The organism is Pseudomonas sp. PF05 (genome assembly GCF_056521845.1).
Genome location: NZ_JBWLPW010000089.1, coordinates 1 through 403 on the forward strand (window position 1 = coordinate 1; position 403 = coordinate 403).

The 403-nt window shown below is 65.5% G+C and carries 1 protein-coding gene; it reads right to left on the bottom strand.

All coding sequences use genetic code 11. From position 1 onward, the window contains the following. A partial coding sequence (locus tag AC09SL_RS29555) for an AMP-binding protein (RefSeq protein WP_479572021.1) occupies window positions 1-403 on the bottom strand: 403 nt, incomplete at both ends.

Genomic DNA, 403 nt, shown 5'->3' on the forward strand with positions numbered 1-403 from the left:
CCGAGCAGGCCGACGATCATGTCCAGGCTGCGCTCGGCACAGACGGCCACGCGCTGATCGGGTTCGATGCCGAGGGCGAGCAACTGCCGGGCCAGGTGGTTGGCGCGGCGATTGAGCTGGCGATAGGTCAGTTGTTGCTGTTCACAGACCAGGGCCACGGCGTCGGGGTTGGCCTGGACTTGGCTTTCGAACAGGTGATGGATCGGTTGCGCGGTGCCGAAATCGCTGGTGGTGCGGTTGAAATCCGTCAGCAGCAATTGCCGCTCGCTTTCGGGCACCACCTCCAACTGGCTGGCGAGGCGTTCGGGGGCGTGTTCAAGGGCTTCGACCAAGGCGGTCACGGCCTGGGCGAGGTAGGCGGCGATGCGTTGCGGGTCGATGCCGGTGATGGATTGGGCGGTCA